Here is a 17,779-nt window from a genome sequence, read left to right as displayed (position 1 = left end):
TATCAGTCCCGTCCGAGTGGCAGGTCGATCAGCTCGGCCAGCACCGACCGGTGGTAGGCGGGGCTGCCTAGCCCGATCTGATCGGCCTTTGCGCGCTTGAGATACAGATGAGCCGGATATTCCCAGGTCATGCCGATGCCGCCGTGTAGCTGCACCGCTTCCTCGGCGGCATGTACCGCGATCTCACCGCAGTATGCCGCGGCCACCGCACCGGCGATCGCGGCATCGGGATCATTCTCGGCGAGCGCACCGGCGGCGTATCGTGCTGCCGCACTCGCGGATTCGAGTTCGACGTACAGATCGGCGAGTCGGTGCTTGAGCGCCTGGAAGCCGCCGACCACGCGCCCGAACTGCCGCCGCACCTTCAGGTACTGCACCGTGGTGTCCAGGCACCAGGCCGCGAGACCGACCTGCTCGGACGCCAGCAGCGCCGCACCGGTCGCCAAACCCACACGCAGCGCGGGCAATCCGGCACCCGCCGCCACGACGACCTGCCCGGGCACCGAATCGACGGTGATATCGGCCAGGGGCCGAGTCATATCGAGCGCCACCACCGGCGCGACCGACACCAGCGAGGTTTCGATGGCATGCACCTCGGTGCCCTGGGACGTCTGCACCGCCGCCAGCAGCACATCGGAATCGAGCGCTCCGGCCACACTCGTCACCCGCCCCGACAGCCTGCCCTCGGCATCCTTGACGAGGGCAGGAATCTGCTCGACGGTCGCCGCCGAGAACGGCGCCAGCAGCGCGGCGGTGCGCTCACCCGAGGCAAGCTGACCCACGAGTTCGGAATCGCCTGCGAGCAGCACGGTCGCCGCGATCACGCTGCTGGTCAGGAATGGCACCGGAGCCACATAACGCCCCAGCTCCTCCAGCACCACCGCGGCATCGCGCGCCGAACCGCCTGCGCCGCCACGGTTCTCGGGAATCAGCAGCCCGGCCAACCCCAACTCCGCGGTGATCGTCTTCCACAGCGAACGCGACAGCGATCGATCTCCGGCATAGGCCGCCAGCACCGCCGTCGAATCACACCGGTCATTCAAAAGACTCCGCACCGCGCCGCGCAGCGCCGTCTCGACATCGGTGTCGAGCAGCAGGATGTCCTCGCTCATCGGATCAGGTCCTTCCAGGCGATGTCCTTGTCCGCGCGCGCCTCGCCGGGCAGCCCGAGCACCCGTTCGGAGACGATATTGCGCATGATCTCGGACGTTCCGCCCTCGATCGAATTGCCTTTGGCCCGCAGATAGCGGTAGCCCGCGTCCCGGCCCGCGAAGTCGACGCGGTCGGGGCGCACCATGGTCCAGTCCTCGTAGCGCAGGCCCTCCTCACCGAGCAGTTCGAGCTCTAATCCACTGAGCTGCTGGTTGATTCGCGCGAAGGAGAGTTTGAGCGCCGAGGTCTCCGGACCCGGCTGCCCGCCCGCGACGCGCTGGCGCAGCCGGGTGGCGGCCAGGCGCGCGGCCTCGGACTCCACCCACAGGCGCAGCAGTCGATCATGCAGGTCGGGAGTGTGCTTTTCCGCGTGAGCGCGCCAGGTGCGGGTCACCGCGCCGAGGATGCCGCTCTCGCGCGGCACCGGGCGGCCGCCGATGGACACGCGCTCATTGTTGAGAGTGGTGTTGGCTACCCGCCAGCCCTCACCCTCCTGGCCGAGCCGGTTCGCATCCGGAATGCGCACATCGGTGAGGAAGACTTCATTGAATTCGGCCTCACCGGTGAGCTGGCGCAGCGGCCGCACGTCCACGCCCGGATCGGTCATATCGCAGATAAAATATGACAGCCCAGCGTGTTTCGAGCGATTCGGATCGGTGCGCGCCACCAGGATCGCGCGCTGCGCCTTATGCGCCACCGAGGTCCAGACCTTCTGCCCGTTGACAATCCAGTCATCGCCGTCGCGCACCGCGCGGGTGCTCACCGCCGCCAGATCCGATCCGGCACCGGGTTCGCTGAACAGCTGGCACCAGATCTCCTCCCCGGCCCACAGCGGGCGCAGATAGCGCTGCCGCTGTTCGGGAGTGCCGTAGGCCAGGATGGTCGGCGCGGCCATACCGAGCCCGATGCCATTGAGCTCGGGATTGTTGCTCGGTGAACCGTCCTGCTCGAACAGGGCATCGACGAAAGGCTGCAATTCGCGGTCCAGGCCGAGCCCGCCCACGCCTTCGGGGTAGTACACCCACGCCAGTCCCGCGTCGAAGCGGGCGCGGTGGAAGGTCACCGGATCGGTGGTGGCCGGATCATTGTCGGCGAGCAAGGCGGCTACGCGCCGGCGCAGATCCTCGCGTACCGCTTCGGGATTGGTCATCTGTTCTCTCCGAGCGCGGTGATCCCGGCACGCAGCAGCGGGTCCACCATGTCTCCCATAGTGTCGAAACCCGCGCCCACGGTCTGACCGTGGATATAGCGGTAGTGAATGCCCTCGGCGATCACCGCGAGCTTGAACGAGGCCAGCGCGACATAGAACCCGATGTGCGACAGGTCCAGACCCGCGCGCTGGGCGTAGCGATCCAGCATGTCCGATTCGCTCAGGAACCCCGGTGCCGCAGCGACATCGGTGACGCCGGGAATACGATGTGTGCCCATCCGCTGATAGACCAGCAGCAGCCCGATATCGGTGAGCGGGTCACCGACGGTCGCCATCTCCCAATCGAGCACTGCCGCAACATGATCGGTGGCATCGACCAGCACATTGTCCAGGCGATAGTCCCCGTGCACGATCCGTGCGGGCGATTGCGGCGGTTGCGATGCGGCGAGCAATCCGTGGAGCTCGACGGCCGAGGGCAGCTCGCGCGAATACGAAGCGTCGAGCTGCTTCTTCCATCGCCGCACCTGGCGTTCCAGAAAGCCCTCGGGCCGACCGAAATCGGTCAGGCCGACCGTGGCCGGGTCGACCGAATGCAGCGCGGCGAGCGTATCGATCAAACCGGCCGAGATCGCGGCTGTGCGCTCGGGGCCCAGCGCTTCCAGCTCGCGCGCCCTGCGATACGGCGTCCCGGCCACCAATTCCATCAAATAGAAAGGCGCACCGATGATGTCGGTGTCCTCGCACAGTGCGTAGGTATCGGGCACCGGCACATCGGTCTCGGCCAGCGCGCTGATCACCCGGTGTTCGCGGGTCATATCGTGCGCGGTCGCCAGCACATGGCCCAGCGGCGGGCGGCGCAGCACGAATGATGTTGTGCCATCGGTGATCGCATAGGTGAGATTGGATTTCCCACCCGCGATCAGATGTCCCTGCAACGGCCCCTTGGCCAGATCCGGCCGATGCGTGGCCAGCCAGTCGGCGAGCCGGTCGAGATCCAAACCGGGAAGCGCGGTTTCGGCTGAACTCATCACGGCACCAGGACCGCGACGCTCTCGACCACGCAGGCCGGTTTGCTCACGCCCTCGATCTCCACGGTCACCTTGCTGACCGCCTGGAACCCCAGGCTCGCCGGCGTGAGCGAGATCAGCTCGACGCCCGCGCGCAACCGCGAACCCACCGGGACCGGCGCCGGGAAGCGAACCTTGTTGGCGCCGTAGTTGACTCCCATCGACAGACCCTCGACGGTGTAGACCTCCCCGGCCAGCATCGGCAGCAGCGACAGCGTCAGGAATCCGTGCGCCACCGTGGTGCCGAACGGGCCTGCGGCCGCCCGCTCGGGGTCGACGTGGATCCACTGGTGATCCCCGGTCGCGTCGGCGAAGAGGTTGATCCGCTCCTGGGTGATGGTGTGCCAGTCGCTGTACCCGAGATGGGTGCCGACCGCCTTCTCCAATTCGCCCAGGCCATCGAAAGTCTTCATCGCTTGCGGTCCTTCCCGATTCAGTTCTTGGGTCCGCCGGCCACGTAGATCACCTGGCCGGAGACGAAGCCCGCTCCCTCGCTCACGAAGAAGGAAGCGGTATGCGCGATATCCTCGGGCTGTCCGGCGCGTGCGACCGGAATCGTCGCCACCACAGCCTTTTTGAAATCCTCGAACGGCACACCCACGCGCGCGGCGGTGGCCGCGGTCATATCGGTTTCGATGAAACCGGGGGCGATGGCATTGGCGGTGACACCGAACTTGCCCAGCTCGAACGCGAGGGTCTTGGTGAAGCCCTGCAAACCCGCTTTGGCCGCAGCGTAATTCGCCTGACCACGGTTACCGAGCGCCGAGGTGCTGGACAGGTTGACGATGCGTCCCCACTTCTGGTCGATCATGTGGGACTGCACCGCGCGCGACATCAGGAACGACCCCCGCAGGTGCACGTTCATGACGGTGTCCCAGTCGTCGACGGACATCTTGAACAGCAGATTGTCGCGCAGCACGCCCGCGTTGTTGACCAGAACGGTCGGCGCGCCCAGCTCGGTCGCCACGCGTTCCACGGCCTGGGCGACCGCGGTCTCGTCGGAGACGTCCGCGCCGACGGCGAGCGCACGGCCACCGGCGGCGACGATCTCGTCCACGATTGTCTTGCAAGCGTTTTCGTCCAGATCCAGGACGGCCACGGCCAGGCCGTCATCGGCCAGGCGACGGGCCACGGCCGCGCCGATACCGCGCGCGGCTCCGGTGACGATCGCGATCCGCTGGGTCGGTGTGCTCATACTGTTCTCTCCTCGAGTGAGTGTGCCGGGGGAAAGTGGGTGTCAGGGGGAGTTAGACGCCGCCGGTCAGCGTGACGCCGCCGTCGACGACCACCAGCTGTCCGGTGAGCCAGCTCGCGTCCTGCGAGAGCAGGAACGCCACCACGCCACCGATGTCCTCGGGGACGCCGAGTCGTTTGAGCGGATAGTTCGCCGCCACTTCGGCTTCGTGGCCTTCGTAGAGCGCGCTGGCGAATTTGGTTTTGACCACGGCCGGGGCGACGGCGTTGACCCGGATATCGGGACCGAGTTCGACCGCGAGTTCCTGGGTGATGTGGGTGAGCATCGCCTTGCTGGCACCGTAGAAGCCGATGCCGGGGGCGGGTTTGGTGCCCGCGACCGAGGAGATGTTCACGACCGCACCGCCGTGCTCATGCATCCAGCCCTTGTAGATCTGCTGCACCCACGACAGCGCGGCCAGGCAGTTCACCTCGACGATCTTGCGGGCCGCGGCCAGATCGAGTTCGACCATCGGGCCGAAGACCGGATTGATGCCGGTGTTGTTGACCAGCAGATCGGCGCTGCCGAAGGTCTCGATGGCGCGCGCGACGGTATCGGCTTGATGCGCGATGTCATCGGACTTGCCCGCGACGGCCAGCGCATGGGCCGGGCCGCCGAGGCTCGCGACCGCCTCGTCGAGCGCCTCCTGCTTGCGCGCGGTGATCACGACCTTCGCACCCTCGTCCACCAGACGCTGGGCGATGCCCAGGCCGATGCCCCGGCTCGCGCCGGTCACGATCGCCGTTTTGCCGTCGAATCTGTTCACAGAGTGGTCCTCTCGGAGGTCGGGCGATCCGGATCGGGCGGTCGTGCACCCGCCGCGCGTCGTCAGCGCCACCGACTCGGAGTCGATTACTAAGCGCTTGGTAAGTCATGAAAACCATGCGTGACGCAGGCCTCACGGGTCAAGGGTGTGCGGTGCGGTCCGTGCTGTGACTCGCGACACATGAATGCCAGCGTAGCGCGCCCACCAGCGGTGATATCCGGTATGTCGAATCCGGATTCAGGTTTTCAGGATGTGGCGCTGTCCAGCAGGCGCTGCTGGTACTGGCGCATACCGGACAGCCAGCGGTCGTAGTCACCGCCCTTGCGGCGGTACATGTCCAGTACCTCGGGGTGCGGCAGGATCAGGAATCGCTCGTCATCGATCGCGGCGAGGACGATCTCGGCGACCTCGTCCGGGGTGAGCACCGCACCGGCCGAAGTCACCGCGCGGGTCGCGGCCGCGCCGAGCGCGTCGCCGGAGTTCTCGCCCGCGCGCAGCAGCGCGGTCTCCACACCCATCGGGCACAGGCAGCTGACCCGGATGCCGCGATCGCCGTAGGTCACCGACAGCCATTCGGCGAAGCCGACGGCCGCGTGTTTGGTGACCGAGTATGCGGCGGAACCGATCTGGGTGAGCAGACCGGCCGCCGACGCGGTGCTGACGAAGTAGCCTTCGCCGCGTTCGAGCCAGCCGGGGAGCAGCAGGCGCGCGGCGCGCACATGGGCTTGGAGGTTGACGTCGATCGTGGTCGCCCAGGCCGCGTCGTCGTCACCGATGCCGACGGGTCCGGCGACACCGGCATTGGCGAAGTAGAAGTCGACCGGGCCGAATTCGGTTTCGGCGCGGGCGATCAGGGCTTCGATCTGGGCGATATCGGAGACATCGGAGCCCATCGCGATGGCCGATTTCGGATGGGTCTCGTTGATGGCGGCGGCCACGCTCGCCGCGGCGTCGGCATCGAGATCGGCGATCACGACCCGTGCCCCCTCGCGCGCCAGCCGTGCGGCCAGCGCACCGCCGATGCCGCCGCCGCCACCGGTAACCACCGCGATCTTTCCCGCGACCTGCACGAGTACTCCTCTGTCGAGTCGGATGCTCGAACCCGAAGCCGGATTCGAGTCGATGATCTCGTCTGTCTACTCGCCCGCGCGTCCGCGTTCAAGAGTCCCGGGATGGGGGAGTGGCATGGTTCGGGATTGAAAACTGTGTGACACAAAGGAATTCATCCCGTAGTTGAACTCGGCGTCAATTTTGCATAGCGTGTGTGCCACTCCGGACCCCTGGCTCAGACGCGAGATGAAGGACAACCGTGACCGCACGAGATCTACTCCAGGACTGGCAAGGGCTCGGCAGCGCCCAGGTGGCGGCCAATGGCATCGAACTGCGGGTCGTCGAGCACGGCGACGGGGTGCCGGTGGTGTTCTGTCACGGGTTCCCCGAACTCGGATTCTCTTGGCGGCACCAGGTTTTCGCGCTCGCCGACGCGGGGTTTCGGACGCTGACCCCGGATATGCGCGGCTACGGCGGGAGTTCGCGGCCCGAGCGGATCGAGGAGTACGACCTCCTGACCGTGTGCGCGGATCTGGTCGGGCTGCTCGATGCCCGCGGTATCGAGGACGCGATCTTCGTCGGCCACGATTGGGGCGCGTCGGTGGTGTGGCAGCTGGCGCGGGCCTATCCCGATCGCGTGCGCGCGGTCGCCGGTCTGAGTGTTCCGGCCACACCCCGCTCCTCCGGACCGCCGGTGTCGATTCTGCGCTCGCGACTCGGCGACGACTTCTACATGTGCTGGTTCCAAGAGCCCGGTGTCGCGGATAAGGTCCTCGCGTCGGACGTGCGGCGAACCCTGCTGCAAGACGAGGTGCTCAGCGCGCGCACGTTCCTCGACACCGACTCCGCCGAACCGCCGCTGCCACCGTGGCTCACTCCTGCCGAATTCGACTACTACGTCGAGACTTTCACCGCGACCGGCTTCACCGGCGGGCTCAACTACTATCGCAATCTCGATCGCAGCTGGGAACGCACCGCCCATCTCGCCGACACCAAAGTCACCCAGCCGTCGCTGTTCATCGCAGGCTCTGCTGATCCGGTCATTCAATTCACCCCGTTGGCGAAAATGTCCGCGGTACTGACAGATCTGCGTGGCTCGATCATTCTCGAGGGCGCGGGCCACTGGATTCAGCAACAGCGCCCAACCGAAGTCAACGCGGCGCTGATCGATTTCGCCCGCGAAGTAGCTAACTGATCTCGCCGTCGGTGGCGGTAGTCAGGAAGTCGAGGACGAGACGACTCGCTGTGGTGCGGAACTCCTCGAAATAGGCGTGTCGCGCTCCGGGGATGATGTGCAGTTCGGCTCCGGGAATGCGTTGTGCGAGAACGGATGCGTTGGCAGCGGGGTTGAGGAGGTCGTCGCTGCCGTGCACGACGAACGTGGGGGCGCTGATGTCAGGCAACAGGTCCCACGCGTCGTGCGTTCCGCTCGCCGTGAGATGGTGGCGTCGGGCGTGAGCGGGTATCGCTGGATCGCCGAGGGTCTGGTAGGGGCCGGGATGGGCGGCGAGCCATTCCGGGGTGTACATCAATTCCAGCAGAGCGTGCCGTGCGGCACCTTGATCGGCTTGCGCCAGCGACCTGCGCACTTCGTTCCCACGCTCGAATCCGTGTGGGCCTCCCGGTGAGGTGCAGCCGAGTACGAGCGAGCGCACTCGCTGTGGGTACCGCGCAGCGAGTTGCTGGGCTACCCGTCCTCCCATGGACGTGCCGTAGACGTCGGCACGATCGACGCCCAGGTTATCGAGAACGGCGATCACATCGCAGGCGAAAAGCTCTGTGCTGTACGCCATATCGGGCTTGTCGCTCTCGCCTGTGCCGCGGTAATCCATCGTGAGGGTGGCCCGGCCGGTGTGGAAGTCGTCGCGAATTCCGTCCCACCAGTGATGGTTGTTCGCCTGCCCGGCCAACAGGATGAGCAGTTGCCCTTCGCCTTTGACGTTATAGGCGATAGTGGTGCCATCGGGGGTCGTCGTGTACATCACCAGACAGATCTTCACATCATTCCGGGTCGACCAGCCTTCCCGGACTGGGAGGCGCTACCTAGCCGTCCGCAGGCGTGAGCGGTGTCAGCTGTAGTCCGTTGATCCACAGCTGGGTCAGAGTCGTCACCAGCTTCTCGAACGAAATGCGTTGATTCTGAACGAAAACCGTATACGCCATCCGGCTCACCATCGCCGAGAGCGCGTGCGCGGTAATCGTGGGATCGAGCTCGGCGCTGGCCTGCCCCGACTCCTGTAGCGCCCGAATCATCCGCGCGTTGCGCTGCACGAACGCTTTACCCCGCTCCACTCGCATTCGCCGGAAATTCTCATCGACATGCGCGACCTGTTCGAACAACGCCATCAACCGGGCATTGCGCTTGTACGACAACAGATAATCGCGATTGGCCATCTCGATCAGCGTCCGAGCATCGGTGACCCCGCTGCGCTCACGCAGATGCGGATGCAGCATCTCATCCTGCACCTGCTCCACCAAGGCCGCGAAAATCTCTTCCTTGCTGTCGAAATAGGTGTAGAACGACCCTGACGCCATTCCCGCCGCCTTGGAAATATCCGAGATCCGAGCGTCGAGATACCCGTCCCGCTCGAAGACCTCCCGAGCCGCCGCGATCAACGCCCCCCGAGTCCGCACTCCCCGCCGAGTCCGCGGGCCCACCCGCCCGGATTCGCCTTCGACAGCAACGGATTCGGCCACCAGTCAGCTCACAACCTGTCAATCAACGGACATTCATCGAGGTGGCAACCGTATCACCGGGTCGGATCGCGCTCACCAGTCTCGGGTGGCGATCAATTCCTCCGCGTCCGCGTCGGTGAACCCGTAGGCCGCGGCGATGAAGGCGAAGTCCTCGGCGATCTCCTCGCGTGCCACGGTCTCGATCTCGCTCCCGGCGGCCTCGAACTCCTCTTCCAGAAGGTTGAATTCCTCGGTCGCGGCCCAAGTGAGCACGTACAGGGCGGCGAGGTCGGAGGGCTTGTCGGCCTCGATTCGCTCGCACAGGCGAAGCAGGATCGCGGTGCACTTGTCGAGCACGTGATCGGGGAAGTACGGGTCCGCATACAAGGGTTGCAGAAACGTGCGCCCCACCACCTGCTGGTTCGTGATCGCCATGGTGCTCCATCCACGAGGACTGATTACGCGTCGATCATGGCGCAGCCCACCGACAAACGGGCGGGCAGATCGTTCAGGGCAGTCTGCTCATGAGGTGGTCCGCGAGTCCTGCCACCAGCGTGTGCTGTGGAACGTCGGCCTGAGGCACGAGAATCGGAACCCACTTGCCGTGCGGGAAGATGGCGATGTCGTTGCGGTCCAGCTTGATGGTGCGGATTTGGCTCCAGGCGAGATCGCCTTCGGGGGTGCGGAGTCCATTGCGGTCGAGGGTCAGTGTGCCGAAGGTCAGTACCTCACCTCGCTCGAGTGCGTCGAGGGCTTGGTGGGCGTCGGGTCCCAGGGCGGTAGCGGCCAGGCTGGTACGCATGTGCTCGATCAGGTCCACCGCCAACCGGCCCTGCGGCACTTTCTTGGGCGTGAGAACGATCGGAACGAGTTTGCCGCGTTTGTTGATGATGATTTGCGGACCGTCCAGCTTCGCGTTCTCGATTTCGGTCCACGCCAACTCACCCTTGCGGGTGCGAAGTCCGTTGGGGCCCAAGGACAATTCACCGAAGGTAACAACCTCACCGCGGGCCAGCGCGCCGAGCGCTTCGTCACGACCGGTATGACTTGTGGTCGGAGCGGGAGCGGTCGATGTGCGCGAGGAGTCTTGTGCCCCAACGGGAGTGGGTGGGCGCAGTCCGAGGTAGATGATTCCGCCGCCGAGAAGGACGAACACCATGCCGATGCCGGCGTTCCCCCACGCGGAGCTGTGCTTTTCGGACTTCTCCTCGTCAACGCTATTGGTGCGCAAGGTCGCACGGCCGACATGCTCACACCTGTCCCCAGCCCGCATCGTCTCCCCGGCGCATGAGCCGGTCTCGTGCGCGATGTCATACGCGGTATACAGCAGAAATGCGCCGAACAGCATCATGACGAGGCCTCCGAAGATGAAGCCGCCCTTTCCCGTACGTGCTTCGGCCATCGTCGTCCCCCTGTACATCGAATCGCCGGTTCCGGTGTCGCGTCGGCATAGCCCCGAAACCCCCATGAGCACGATTTCATATCACCCACCCGCAGAGGAAATCCCTATGCCGCCCACTGCTTTTTCGTCTTGTCATTGCACGAATCGACTCGAGTGGGGTTGGTACCGCAGAAGCGGTACCGGCCCCAATGTCGTTTCCGGGTTACGACCAATGTCCGGGCTGAACCACGTCCATCCAGTGAGTCGGCCAGGTGGCCGCCTGCGCCCCAACGATGATCACGCATCAGTGCTTGCATCGGGTGAGTTCGTCGGGGCCGTGGCTGAGCAGGAAGTGCCGACGGCGTCGAAGTTCAGTCGGGAGAACTGACGTCTGTTTCGATCGCGGACGGAAATCGGGCAGCGCCGCACGGTTCGTATGCTGGTCCGTCCCGAACGGGCTGGACAAGCATCATCGGCAGCGCCCTGTCCGCAGTGGTAGCGAGAAACGGCCGCCGCGATCTAGGGTGCGGTGCTGCGTGCCGCGTGGTCGAGAGCAGCGGTGAGTTCGTCGAGGACCCGCCGGGCCGGTAGCAGCACACACGCACCGGGTCCGATGATCTCCTCGGCTATCGGTAGCAGGGTCCGGTAGGCGTCGGCGACGATGTCGTATTCGCCGACGATTGCGGCGGCGAGGCCGATGAGGGCGATGTCGAGTTCGTAGCTGGCATCCTGCGGGGGCGGCGGGGCGGTATGGAGCAGGTGCTTGGCGCGTTCGTGCTCCCCGGCCAGGGCGAGGGTGAGCGCGAACCGGGGTGCCGAGGCCGGCCAGTTGGGGTAGTCGCGAAGCAGCTCCGGCAGGAATTCCGCGGCGCGGCCCGCTCGATAGGCTCGGCACCAGTCGACGGTCACCAGCAGCTTGTCCGCGCGCTGGACCCCGGCGTTTTCCAGTGCCTGTGCACCGGCCCGATAGGCCGCGGCCACTTCGGCATCGGGTGCGTCGGCCAGTTCGAGCAGCATCGCTCGATGCCAGAGCACCCGGGCCGCGCTGGGCGGATGGTCGTAGCGGCGTGAGTGCCGGTCCAATTCGGTTATCGCCGTTGCTGTCTCGGCCAGATCCCCGCGCCGCTCGGCGGTGTAGATCTGCCAGAGCAGGCCGAGCCGTTCGGACGCGACGAGATGGTGCGTGCCGGCCAGTTCGACCAGCTCCGCGGCTACCCGAGCGCGCTCGTCGAGCTTGCCCGGCACCCAGAACGTCTGGGTGTGGGCGGCGATCAGAACCTCGGCGCGGGTATCGGGGGACAGTTCGATGCGCTCGGCGATCGCCATCGCTTCCATGGCGGCCTGCCTGCCACGATCGGACGGGTCCCCGTAGAACTTGCTGGCGAGTTTGGTCAGCAACAGCACGCGTAGCTCGCTGTCCCCCTCGGGCAGCGAGCGCAGGTTCTGCTCCAGTAATCCGACCACTCGTTGCAGGTGCACGTGGTGTTGCGGATTGACGCGCCGCTCGGCCAGCAGCGGGTTGGCGGGGTCAGCCGACACCATGATCCGGGCGGTCATCGCGGGATCGGCCGCGGCCGTCAGCGGCTCCACCGCCGCCGCTTGCAATTCGCGCATCGCCTCCCGATCACCGAGGTAGGCGTGCGCCTCGATCAGCTCCCCGACCAGGGTCAGCCGTTCGCGAGTGGTGTCGCCGAAGCGGTCCATCAGGGTCAGCGCGGCACGGCGGAGCCTTTCGGCCTCGGTGAAGGCGAAGCGGGCGGCGGCCTGGTCGGCGGCCGCCCGCGCATACCGGACGGCTGCCGCGGCCGATTGCGCGGTCGGCGCGTGCAGGTGATGGCGAGCCAAGGCCGCGACGTTGTGCGGCTGGAGTCGTTCGAGCACGGCGGCGGCCTGCCGGTGCCATAACGTCCGGCGGGGTGTGGAGATACTGGCGTAGACGGCCTCGTACATGAGCGCGTGGGTGAAGCGGACCGTGCCATCGGTGGTGCCGTCGTCGAGAATGCCTGCGGCCAATCCCACCTCGATGCCCTCGACCACTGCCTCGTAGTCAGGCTCGGCGGCAGGTCCTCGGCCGTCGACGAGCGCGGCGAGCACATCGAGATCGAATTCGTCGCCGAGCACGGCGGCACTGCGCACCAGGGTGCGCACCGGTTCCGGCAGCCCGGCCAGCCGCAGACCGAGGACGTCTCGCACCCCGCTGGGAACCTGGGACAGGGCCGCTCGCGGCCCTGCCGTCGCGAGTTGCCGGGCCACTTCGCGCACCAGGAACGGGTTGCCTCCGGTGCGTTCGGCGATACGCGCGGCGAGTTCGGCGTCCGTGTCGAGTGCGGCGGCCATCCGCACCAGCGCGGCGACGGCCGCGACGTCCAAGCCGCCGAGCTCGATTCGCTCCGGCTGCTGAACGGCCAACTGGCCCAGTGCGTTGGCCAGCGGCTCCGAATGCGGTCCCGGACGGAGCGTGCCGATCACCAGCAGCCGGTCCGTGTCGAGTCGGCGCGCCACTTCGACCAGCGGAGTCAACGTGTCCGCGTCGGCGAAATGCAGATCCTCGACCACGAGCAGGACCGGTCCGTCATTCGCCACCCCCTTCAGGTGTGCGATCAGCGCGCCGCAGAACCGGAAGAGGTTGGCAGTCGCGTTATCGGCGCTCACCGGCTTATCGGCGATGGCCCTGCCCAGTAATCCGGCGAGCTCCGGCGCCGGTGGATGGTGAGCGACGGCGAGCTGGTCGAGGATCTCCCACCACGGCCAGCCTCCGGGTGCGCCGGCCAGCTCCGGGCATCGGGCGGTGGTGACCGTCCATCCTTCGGTTTTCAATCGGGTGAGCAGGTGCGACACCAAGGTCGTTTTGCCGATTCCCGCGGGGCCTTCCACGAGAACCAGCTGCCGATGCCCGGTATCCGCCGCGGCTGCCAGCCGAGAAAGCCGGTCCACCTCGGCGGTGCGGCCCGCCAAGGGCTCGTCGGTCAAGTATCGGTCGGCCTCGGACGTCTCGGTCGCCGTCACGACGCTCGGCTGCTGAGCCGAGGGACGTGGGGTGAGGCCGGGAGCCTGACCCAGGATGTCGGCTTCGAGCTGCCGTAGTTTGGGGCCGGGATCGATCCCGATCTCTTCGCGCAATACGGTCCGCACTCGCTGCAATGTCGCCAGCGCGTCGTCTTGGCGGCCCGATTGGTAGAGCGTCAACGCCAGCAACCGCCAACCCTCCTCGTGCAGAGGGTGTTCGGCCACCTGCGCGGTGAGATCGGGTATGGCCTCGGCGGAGCGGCCGAGTTCCAGCAACGCCGTGGTCTTGCCTTCCAACGCAACGTGCCGAAGTTCGATCAGCCTCGAAATTTCGGACCGCGCCCACTGGTAGTCGGCGAACTCGGCGTATGGCCTGCCTCGCCACAACTGCAACGCCTGCCGGAACCGGGTCAGCGCGTCCGCCGCCTGGTTTCGTGCCAGCAGTTCGGTGCCTTCGTCGATGAACGCTTCGAACCGCCCGATGTCGGTGGCCCCCGATTCGGCCCGCAGCACGTATCCCGAAGCAGCGGTGGTCAGCACCTTAGCGGGCGTTCTCGGCAAGCGGCGCGGTTCGAGGGCCTGGCGCAGGTGGAACACGAGGGTGCGCACGGTCGCGATGGCGTGCCGCGGTGGTTCTTCGCCCCACAGGTCGTCCACCAGCCGCTCCACCGACACGGCTTGTCCGCGCGACAGCAGTAGTCGAGCGAGTATCTCGCGATGCCGGGAACCGCCGAGCTCAATCGCGGATTCGCCCTCCCGCACCTGGAGTGAGCCGAGTACCTGGAACGTGATCATGCCGGTCGAAGCATACGGCGGTAATCCTCGGCGGGATAAACGCCAGATAAATAGCCGGACAACCGATCCCGTCCACTACGCCCAAACCCGCGTTTATCGCCGTCGATCAAGGTTGGTCTCGACCTCGACCAGCCCGGTCAGGGCGTCGGGAAACCTCAGGGAGTTGGTGGGTATGCGAGCGACCGCGTTGTTACGCAGTCCGAAGATATGGGTGTTCACCGTGTTCGCCGCGGTGCTCGCCGGGGTATTGACGCTGGGCTACCTCGGCGGTGTCCTCGACACCGACACCCCGAATCAGCAGATGCCGATCGCCTGGGTCGACGCCGACACCGGGGCCGATACCCAGCGCGTGGGTACCCAGCTGGACGAGCAGGTGTTCACCGGATCAGCGCACAACGCCGCACGTTGGGTCCGGGTCGGCACCGAGGCCTCGGCGCGCGAGATGCTGGCTCGCAACGAGGTGTACGCGGCGGTGGTGATCCCGCCCGAGTTCACCGCCCGGATCACCGCGTTGACCACACCGGGCAGCGCACCGGTGCCGGTGACCGTGCTGAGCAACCCGCTGGCCGGTCCGGCCGCCACGGGTACCGCGGTGGGTGTGGCCGAGTCCGTGTTGAACCAGCTGTCCCACCGCATCGGCGCCGACCTCGCGGCGGCTGCGGCCGATGCGCCCACCTCGCGGGCGTTGCTCGAGGATCCGCTGAAAGTCATTGTCACACCGTTGAATTCGGTGCCCATGCACAGCGCGGGTGGGATGGCGGCGTTCTACTACGCGCTGGTACTGATCCTGACCGGATTTTTGCTGGCCCAGCTACTGCACTCCGGAGTGGACGGCGCGTTGGGATTCGCCCCGCGGGAGTTCCTGCACCAGCGCTCGACTCGATCACCATTGCCGATCAACCGCGTGCACACCCTGCTGGTCAAGGTGGGGGTGCTGGCCGGGTGCGCGGTGGTCGCGGCCACGGTGATCGAGACCCTCGCGGTGGTCGCACTCGGGATGCCCGCCGCGCATCCGATCGCGCTGTGGGGCTTCTCGGTCCTGGCCGTCGCCACCGCGGGAGTGGTTCCCCTGGCACTGCTGGCCGTGATCGGGGCACCCGGAGCCCTGGTGGCCACCGTCGTGTTGGTGGTGTTCGGGGTGCCCTCCTCGGGCGGAGCGTATCCGCCGGAACTGCAACCTGCGGTGTTCCGCTGGCTGGGGGATGTGCTGCCGATGCGCCACATCACCACTGCGGCTCGCGAACTGATCTTCCCGACGACCCAATACCACCTGGCCACCGCTGTGCTCGCGGTCATCTCGTGGCTGGTGCTCAGTCTTGTCTTCGGGCTCGGCACCGCCGCCTTCTACGACCGCACCGGACGAGTGCGGACCAGTACGCACGAACGCACACCGCAACCCGCATGACCAACACAACTCATCAGGAGCCCACGATGAACCCCACGGCACCATTGACCATTACCAGCGCCCTCGGCTCGGTCTCGAAGACCGGCCGTTGGCAGGTCCCCGCCCAGATCAACGCCACCTCGACGATGGGCTCGGTCCTGCTGGACTTCACCGAGGCCGACTGCGCGCTGTCCGAAATCGAGGTCCACGTCAATTGCCAGGCCGGACGGATCACTCTCATCGTCCCCGACGGCTGGGGCGTGGACACCGGCACGCTGACCGCCAACGGCGCGGGCGTCGAGGTCACCGTGGGCGGCGCCCCCGAACCGGACCTGCCGCTGCTGAAAATCACCGGCCAGGTTACCTGGGGGCGGCTGGTCATCACCGATTCCCAGCGATACCGGGCACGCCAGAACGAGCGAGCCGATCGCCACCGCCGCCGCGACGAACAGCATGAGCAGCGTCACGCCGAGCGGGACTCGCGCCACGAGCGTCGTCGCCGGTGAGTCACGTCAGCCGTCCCGAGCCAGCCGAATCCGTCAGTACCCCAACCCATTTCATCTCGAGGAGAAGTATCGTGACCAACTCCACCATCGTCCTTGTGCACGGCGCGTTCGCCGATGCCACCGGCACCTGGAACACCGTGGCCGACGTACTCATCCGCCGCGGCCATCCCGTCATCGCCGTTGCCAACCCGCTGCGCGGACTGCACCACGACGCCGAGTACCTGCGCACCGTCCTGGCCACGACTCCGGGGCCGATCACCCTGGTCGGCCACTCCTACGGCGGCGCCGTCATCTCCCACGCGGCCACCGGTCTCGACCAGGTCAGCGCGCTGGTCTACATCGCGGCCTTCGCCCCCGACGAGGGCGAATCCGCCGGACAGCTCGATGAGAAGTTCGGCGGCCGCGCCCAGCAGGTCACTCAGGCCCGCCCCCTGCCCGGTCCCGCCCCGCTGCATGGCCCCCCGCACATTGAACTCAGCATCGTCCCCGCCTGCTACCGCGAGGCGTTCGCCCCCGACACCGCCCCCGACACCGCAGCCGTACTGGCTGCTACCCAACGTCCCCTCGCCTTGGCCGCCATGCTCGAGCCCGCCGGGCCCCCGGCCTGGAAGACGCTGCCCAGCTACTACGCCATCTCGACCCGCGACCAGATGATTCCCACGGCTGGACAGCGTGAGATGGCCGAGCGCATGAAGGCCACCACCATCGACCTCGACGCGGGTCACGCCGCCACGCTCAGCCACCCCGGCCCCATCGCCGACCTCATCTCCACCGCCTCCACCGTCTAACTCCTCGGCGATCTCTCCGGGACGGCTGCTCAGCCGCCCCGGACTCGTCGTCTTCGCCGACGATCCAGGTGAGTATCGGTTACGAGAGATGTGATGCAGTCACCCGAGCGGGACGCCGTGATCGAGCCTTCAGGCGCGAGGTGATGCCTTCGACTGTGGTGACGACCGGGCGCGCGAACGTGCCGGCGAGTCGGGTGTAGGGCCAGATCGCGACGAAAAGTAACAGGATCAGTCCGCGCGCCTGGTACAGCAGCGGGGCGTGCGACATCGTGTCGGCGTGCGGGTGAATGGTGAGCAATGACCGGAACCAGGCGAATAGTGTTTGCGAGCTTCGGCTCTCGGAATGGATCGAGTCGAGACGAACAATGACCCCGGACAGCAGCACGGCGGCCAGGGTGGGCAATGTCGCGCGGTCCAGCGGAGTGATCGGTCGTCCACCGGTGGCGGCGATCAAATTCGGAATCACCAGCAGTGCGGCGCCGATGACCGCGGGCGGTATCGCGATTATCTCGATGATCGTGATGCTCGAGTAGATGCCACCCTGTGGTGGGGACGGCGTTGCCGAGGTCAGTGAATCGGCGATCCTTGCGACGACGATCAGACTCGCGGCAATTCCGAATGCTGTCGACCCGATGCGCTCGGCCTGGTCCAGATCAGCTCCGCTGGTGTAACGGCGGAATCCGTCGTGCCGCGCCCGCCATAGGTGACCGCCGACGAAGGACAGAAAAGCACCGTAGGGCAACACGATCCACACCAGAGACGGCATGCGTTCTCCTTCCGATTCTGGATGCCAGGCGTGAATCACCCTCGCAAATTCGCGGACC

The 17,779-nt window shown here is 66.5% G+C and carries 17 protein-coding genes; 4 read left to right on the top strand and 13 right to left on the bottom strand.

All coding sequences use genetic code 11. The features are described 5' to 3' along the window. Window positions 1-2 precede the first annotated feature (2 nt). From AB0L82_RS37365 to AB0L82_RS37335, 7 genes are all read right to left on the bottom strand, one after another. Window positions 3-1,112: an acyl-CoA dehydrogenase family protein gene (locus AB0L82_RS37365; RefSeq protein WP_364647828.1), complete on the bottom strand. Its 1,110-nt coding sequence runs from the start codon at window positions 1,110-1,112 to the stop codon at window positions 3-5. Further along, complete coding sequence (locus AB0L82_RS37360; RefSeq protein ID WP_364647825.1) at window positions 1,109-2,302, bottom strand: acyl-CoA dehydrogenase family protein; 1,194 nt, start codon at window positions 2,300-2,302, stop codon at window positions 1,109-1,111. The genes AB0L82_RS37365 and AB0L82_RS37360 overlap by 4 nt, the downstream gene beginning before the upstream one ends. Further along, complete coding sequence (locus tag AB0L82_RS37355; RefSeq protein ID WP_364647822.1) at window positions 2,299-3,330, bottom strand: phosphotransferase family protein; 1,032 nt, start codon at window positions 3,328-3,330, stop codon at window positions 2,299-2,301. Before AB0L82_RS37355 ends, AB0L82_RS37360 begins: the two co-directional genes overlap by 4 nt. Next, the gene (locus AB0L82_RS37350) at window positions 3,330-3,782 is read right to left on the bottom strand and encodes a MaoC family dehydratase (protein WP_364647819.1); all 453 of its coding nucleotides are present in this window, start codon (window positions 3,780-3,782) and stop codon (window positions 3,330-3,332) included. Before AB0L82_RS37350 ends, AB0L82_RS37355 begins: the two co-directional genes overlap by 1 nt. Before the next feature lie 20 nt (window positions 3,783-3,802). Next, entirely contained in the window at window positions 3,803-4,564 is a 762-nt protein-coding gene (gene fabG / locus AB0L82_RS37345; protein ID WP_364647817.1) for a 3-oxoacyl-ACP reductase FabG, read from the bottom strand. 52 nt (window positions 4,565-4,616) lie between these two features. Beyond that, window positions 4,617-5,369 carry an SDR family oxidoreductase gene (locus tag AB0L82_RS37340; protein WP_364647814.1) on the bottom strand — a complete coding sequence of 251 codons (753 nt, stop codon included), beginning with the start codon at window positions 5,367-5,369 and terminating at the stop codon, window positions 4,617-4,619. Between the two features lie 245 nt (window positions 5,370-5,614). Further along, complete coding sequence (locus AB0L82_RS37335) at window positions 5,615-6,439, bottom strand: SDR family oxidoreductase (protein WP_364647811.1); 825 nt, start codon at window positions 6,437-6,439, stop codon at window positions 5,615-5,617. Between the two features lie 239 nt (window positions 6,440-6,678). On the opposite strand from AB0L82_RS37335, the gene AB0L82_RS37330 reads away from it, so the two are divergent. Beyond that, window positions 6,679-7,614 carry an alpha/beta hydrolase gene (locus tag AB0L82_RS37330; RefSeq protein ID WP_364647808.1) on the top strand — a complete coding sequence of 312 codons (936 nt, stop codon included), beginning with the start codon at window positions 6,679-6,681 and terminating at the stop codon, window positions 7,612-7,614. Here the strand turns inward: AB0L82_RS37330 and AB0L82_RS37325 are convergent. From AB0L82_RS37325 to AB0L82_RS37305, 5 genes are all read right to left on the bottom strand, one after another. Beyond that, the gene (locus AB0L82_RS37325) at window positions 7,607-8,401 is read right to left on the bottom strand and encodes an alpha/beta hydrolase (RefSeq protein WP_364648127.1); all 795 of its coding nucleotides are present in this window, start codon (window positions 8,399-8,401) and stop codon (window positions 7,607-7,609) included. The two genes, AB0L82_RS37330 and AB0L82_RS37325, sit on opposite strands and share 8 nt — an antisense overlap. A gap of 61 nt (window positions 8,402-8,462) precedes the next feature. Further along, on the bottom strand, window positions 8,463-9,053 hold the full coding sequence (locus tag AB0L82_RS37320) for a helix-turn-helix domain-containing protein (RefSeq protein WP_364647805.1): 591 nt from the start codon (window positions 9,051-9,053) through the stop codon (window positions 8,463-8,465). Between the two features lie 135 nt (window positions 9,054-9,188). Then, complete coding sequence (locus AB0L82_RS37315; protein WP_364647802.1) at window positions 9,189-9,530, bottom strand: DUF5713 family protein; 342 nt, start codon at window positions 9,528-9,530, stop codon at window positions 9,189-9,191. 73 nt (window positions 9,531-9,603) lie between these two features. Continuing rightward, window positions 9,604-10,497 carry a hypothetical protein gene (locus tag AB0L82_RS37310; protein WP_364647799.1) on the bottom strand — a complete coding sequence of 298 codons (894 nt, stop codon included), beginning with the start codon at window positions 10,495-10,497 and terminating at the stop codon, window positions 9,604-9,606. Between the two features lie 498 nt (window positions 10,498-10,995). Further along, window positions 10,996-14,277, bottom strand: coding sequence for a BTAD domain-containing putative transcriptional regulator (locus AB0L82_RS37305; RefSeq protein ID WP_364647796.1), 3,282 nt, complete (start codon window positions 14,275-14,277; stop codon window positions 10,996-10,998). Window positions 14,278-14,449: 172 nt separating this feature from the next. Here AB0L82_RS37305 and AB0L82_RS37300 point away from each other — a divergent pair, with 172 nt between their 5' ends. The 3 genes from AB0L82_RS37300 to AB0L82_RS37290 all read left to right on the top strand — a co-directional run bounded on the left by AB0L82_RS37300 (window position 14,450) and on the right by AB0L82_RS37290 (window position 16,955). Then, window positions 14,450-15,682, top strand: a complete 1,233-nt coding sequence (locus AB0L82_RS37300; RefSeq protein WP_364647793.1) for a DUF3533 domain-containing protein — start codon at window positions 14,450-14,452, stop codon at window positions 15,680-15,682. Between the two features lie 26 nt (window positions 15,683-15,708). Further along, window positions 15,709-16,167 (top strand): hypothetical protein, encoded by a 459-nt coding sequence (locus AB0L82_RS37295; protein WP_364647790.1) that lies wholly within the window; start codon window positions 15,709-15,711, stop codon window positions 16,165-16,167. A gap of 71 nt (window positions 16,168-16,238) precedes the next feature. After that, window positions 16,239-16,955, top strand: coding sequence for an alpha/beta hydrolase (locus AB0L82_RS37290; RefSeq protein WP_364647788.1), 717 nt, complete (start codon window positions 16,239-16,241; stop codon window positions 16,953-16,955). A gap of 79 nt (window positions 16,956-17,034) precedes the next feature. Here the strand turns inward: AB0L82_RS37290 and AB0L82_RS37285 are convergent, their stop codons facing one another. Beyond that, window positions 17,035-17,721, bottom strand: a complete 687-nt coding sequence (locus tag AB0L82_RS37285; RefSeq protein WP_364647785.1) for a respiratory nitrate reductase subunit gamma — start codon at window positions 17,719-17,721, stop codon at window positions 17,035-17,037. Window positions 17,722-17,779 lie beyond the last annotated feature (58 nt).

This window comes from Nocardia sp. NPDC052001 (assembly GCF_040680615.1).
Taxonomy (GTDB): Bacteria; Actinomycetota; Actinomycetes; order Mycobacteriales; family Mycobacteriaceae; genus Nocardia.
Note: the sequence above shows the minus strand (reverse complement) of the source record. Positions and strands in the feature narration are given on the sequence as shown.

Excerpts from the sequence above, each read along its gene's own strand:
- fabG (WP_364647817.1), bottom strand. The coding sequence starts at position 4,564 with ATGAGCACACCGACCCAGCGGATCGCGATCGTCACCGGAGCCGCGCGC.
- AB0L82_RS37365 (WP_364647828.1), bottom strand. The coding sequence starts at position 1,112 with ATGAGCGAGGACATCCTGCTGCTCGACACCGATGTCGAGACGGCGCTG.
- AB0L82_RS37325 (WP_364648127.1), bottom strand. The coding sequence starts at position 8,401 with ATGTACACGACGACCCCCGATGGCACCACTATCGCCTATAACGTCAAA.
- AB0L82_RS37350 (WP_364647819.1), bottom strand. The coding sequence starts at position 3,782 with ATGAAGACTTTCGATGGCCTGGGCGAATTGGAGAAGGCGGTCGGCACC.
- AB0L82_RS37315 (WP_364647802.1), bottom strand. The coding sequence starts at position 9,530 with ATGGCGATCACGAACCAGCAGGTGGTGGGGCGCACGTTTCTGCAACCC.
- AB0L82_RS37300 (WP_364647793.1), top strand. The coding sequence starts at position 14,450 with ATGCGAGCGACCGCGTTGTTACGCAGTCCGAAGATATGGGTGTTCACC.
- AB0L82_RS37310 (WP_364647799.1), bottom strand. The coding sequence starts at position 10,497 with ATGGCCGAAGCACGTACGGGAAAGGGCGGCTTCATCTTCGGAGGCCTC.
- AB0L82_RS37360 (WP_364647825.1), bottom strand. The coding sequence starts at position 2,302 with ATGACCAATCCCGAAGCGGTACGCGAGGATCTGCGCCGGCGCGTAGCC.
- AB0L82_RS37305 (WP_364647796.1), bottom strand. The coding sequence starts at position 14,277 with ATGATCACGTTCCAGGTACTCGGCTCACTCCAGGTGCGGGAGGGCGAA.
- AB0L82_RS37295 (WP_364647790.1), top strand. The coding sequence starts at position 15,709 with ATGAACCCCACGGCACCATTGACCATTACCAGCGCCCTCGGCTCGGTC.
- AB0L82_RS37285 (WP_364647785.1), bottom strand. The coding sequence starts at position 17,721 with ATGCCGTCTCTGGTGTGGATCGTGTTGCCCTACGGTGCTTTTCTGTCC.
- AB0L82_RS37355 (WP_364647822.1), bottom strand. The coding sequence starts at position 3,330 with ATGAGTTCAGCCGAAACCGCGCTTCCCGGTTTGGATCTCGACCGGCTC.